The 2,886-nt window shown below is 73.0% G+C and carries 2 protein-coding genes and 1 pseudogene; 2 read left to right on the forward strand and 1 reads right to left on the reverse strand.

Features of this window, described 5'->3' with window-relative positions; translation table 11 throughout:
* A pseudogene (locus G6030_RS10890) lies at window positions 1-554 on the reverse strand (molybdopterin molybdenumtransferase MoeA); the annotation flags it as partial.
* Between the two features lie 76 nt (window positions 555-630).
* On the opposite strand from G6030_RS10890, the gene G6030_RS10895 reads away from it, so the two are divergent.
* Entirely contained in the window at window positions 631-2,067 is a 1,437-nt protein-coding gene (locus G6030_RS10895) for a solute carrier family 23 protein (protein ID WP_347238637.1), read from the forward strand.
* A 54-nt stretch (window positions 2,068-2,121) separates the two neighbouring features.
* Window positions 2,122-2,886 (forward strand): radical SAM protein (locus tag G6030_RS10900; RefSeq protein WP_182643138.1); only part of this gene is annotated, 765 nt, incomplete at its 3' end.

The raw sequence follows: 2,886 nt of genomic DNA on the forward strand, positions 1-2,886 counted from the left end.
GACTCCCCGAGCGAGGCGGCCGCCGCGAGGTGGCGCGCCGCCAGCCGCACCCCGGCGTCGATCACCACGTCGCCGGCGCGGACGTCGTCCCCCGGGCGGCGGATGAACTCGCCCGGCGACCGCGGCGCCACCACCAGCACCGCAGTGGGGTCGGTGTCGCTCACCCTCGTGTCCTCGACCGGCACCACACAATCCGCGCCCTCGGGCACGGGCGCGCCGGTCATCACCTTGCAGGCCTCGTCGTCGTCGACCCCGGGACCCCGACCGTCACCGGCGTGCACCGCCCCGACCACCCGCAGCCGCGCCGGCGAGTCGGGTCCCGCCCCGGCCACGTCCGCCGACCGCACCGCGTACCCGTCCATCTGCGAGTTCACGAACAGCGGCAGATCCACCGACGCCCGCAACGCCACCGCCAGGACCGAGTCCGCACATGTCGCCAGCGGCAGGTGCGTGCTCCGCGCCGCCCGCTCCAACACCGGCGTCAGGTGCGCGCGCAGCAGCTCGCGGTACTCGGCGGGGGACGGGCGGTCGGGCCGGTCGGGCAGGGAACTCATGTCCCCACGGTAACCGCGTTGTACTGTGCCTACGGCCCGCGCGGGTGCGGTCGGGCGCAGCGAGAGTGGGGAAGAAGTGGGTCTCTGGTCGGTACACGGCGACGGCAGGAACATCCGACCCGGTGAGGTGGTCGCCCCCATGGAGCGGCTGAGCTGGCCGCGCACCATCGGGATCGGCGCGCAGCACGTGGTGTCGATGTTCGGCGCGACGTTCGTCTTCCCCATCATCATGGGCCTCAACCCGCAGCTGGCGATCCTCTTCTCCGGCGTGTGCACCCTGTTGTTCCTCGCCGTGGTCAAGGGCCGCGTGCCCAGCTACCTCGGCACCTCCGTGGCGTTCGTCGGTGCCGTGGCCGCGATCCGCGCGCAGGGCGGGACGAGCGCCGAGGTCACCGGCGCGATGCTCGTGGCGGGCGCGACGCTGCTGGTCGTCGGCGTGCTCGTGCACCTCGTCGGCGGGCGCGTGGTCACGGCGGTGCTGCCGCCCGTGGTCACCGGCGCGGTCGTGATGCTGCTCGGCTTCAACCTCGCGCCGGTCGTCGCCGACACGTACTGGCCGCAGGACCAGTGGGTCGCGCTGGCGGTGATGGTGGTCCTCATCGGGATGACCGTCGGGCTCAAGGGCTTCGCGGGGCGCATCGCGATCTTCCTCGCCCTCATCTTCGGCTACGTCCTGTCCTGGGTGCTCGACCTGGTCACCGGCCCCATCACCTCCCTCGACGCCGACTCCGGCGAGGTGACCGAGCACCTGCGCGTCGACTGGTCGGGCGTGTGGGACGCGCCGTGGATCGGCCTGCCGCCGATGACCGACGAGGCTGCCGGCGTGGTGGGCATCCACGCGCCGAGCTTCTCGCTGGCGTTCGTGCTGCTGGTGGTGCCGGGCGTCATCGCGCTCATCGCCGAGAACGCCGGGCACGTCAAGGCGATCGGGGAGATCACGCGGACCGAGACCGACGGCCTGATGGGCCGCGCCCTCGCCGCGGACGGTGCGGGGACCGTGCTGGCCACGTCGTTCGGCGGGTCGGCGACGACGACGTACGCCGAGAACATCGGTGTGATGGCCGCGACCAAGGTGTACTCGACGGCCGCGTACGTGGTGGCCGCGCTGACCGCGATAGTGCTGGGGTGTTCCCCCAAGCTGGGTGCGGTGATCTCCGCGACCCCGGGCGGTGTGCTGGGCGGCATCACGGTGGTGCTCTACGGGATGATCGGCCTGCTCGGCGCCAAGATCTGGAAGGAGAACCGGGTCGATTTCGGTAACCCGCTCAACCTGGTGCCGGTCGCGGCGGGCGTGGTGATCGCGATCGGCGACACGACCCTGCAGATCACCGACGACTTCCAGCTCGGCGGCATCGCCCTGGGCACCCTCGTGGTGGTGCTCGGCTACCACCTCGGCCGGGCGATAGCGCCGCACCTGCGCGCGCAGGCCGAGCGCGACGAGGTCCACGAACTCACGTTGCTCGGGCCCAATCCGGACGTCACGGTTCCGCAGCGGCGGCCGGACGACGAGTGAGCGGGGCACGGCGCGGGCCCCTACACTCGGGGCCACCTACACCGTAGAGGGGAGGTGGCCGCCGTGACCGTCCCGGACACCCGCCGCGCACCGGGCGCGGGACCGCACACACGCCCCGCGACGCCGCTGCTCGTCGACTCCTTCGGCCGCGTCGCCCGGGACCTGCGGGTCTCGCTCACCGAGAAGTGCTCGCTGCGTTGCACGTACTGCATGCCCGAGGAGGGCCTGCCGCCGATCCCCGACGCCGCGCGGATGACGGCCGACGAGGTGATCCGGTTGGTCGCGCTGGCGCACCGCGAGCTCGGCGTGCACGAGGTCCGCTTCACCGGGGGCGAGCCGCTCATGCGGTCCGACCTCGAGCGCATCATCGCCGGCACCCGTGAGGCCTGCCCGGACCTGCCCATCGCCATGACCTCCAACGGGGTCGGCCTCGAGCACCGCGTCGGTCGGCTCGTCGAGGCCGGGCTGGACCGCATCAACATCTCGCTCGACACGGTCGACCGCGCCGAGTTCGCCGAGCTGACCCGCCGCGACCGGCTGCCCTCGGTCCTGCGCGGCGTGCGGGCCGCCGTCGAGGCAGGGTTGGATCCGGTCAAGGTCAACGCGGTGCCGCTGCGCGCGACCCTGCACGGCGCGCCCGACCTGCTGGAGTGGGCGCTCGCCGAGGGCGTGCAGCTGCGGTTCATCGAGGAGATGCCACTCGACGCCGAGGCCACCTGGTCACGCGCGGAGATGGTCACCGCCGCCGACGTGCTGGACTCGCTGCGGACCCGGTTCGAGCTGGTCCCCGCGGGGCGCGAGGACCCGTCGGCGCCGGCC

The sequence above is a fragment of the Dietzia sp. E1 genome (assembly GCF_014145015.1).
Taxonomy (GTDB): Bacteria; Actinomycetota; Actinomycetes; order Mycobacteriales; family Mycobacteriaceae; genus Dietzia; species Dietzia cinnamea_A.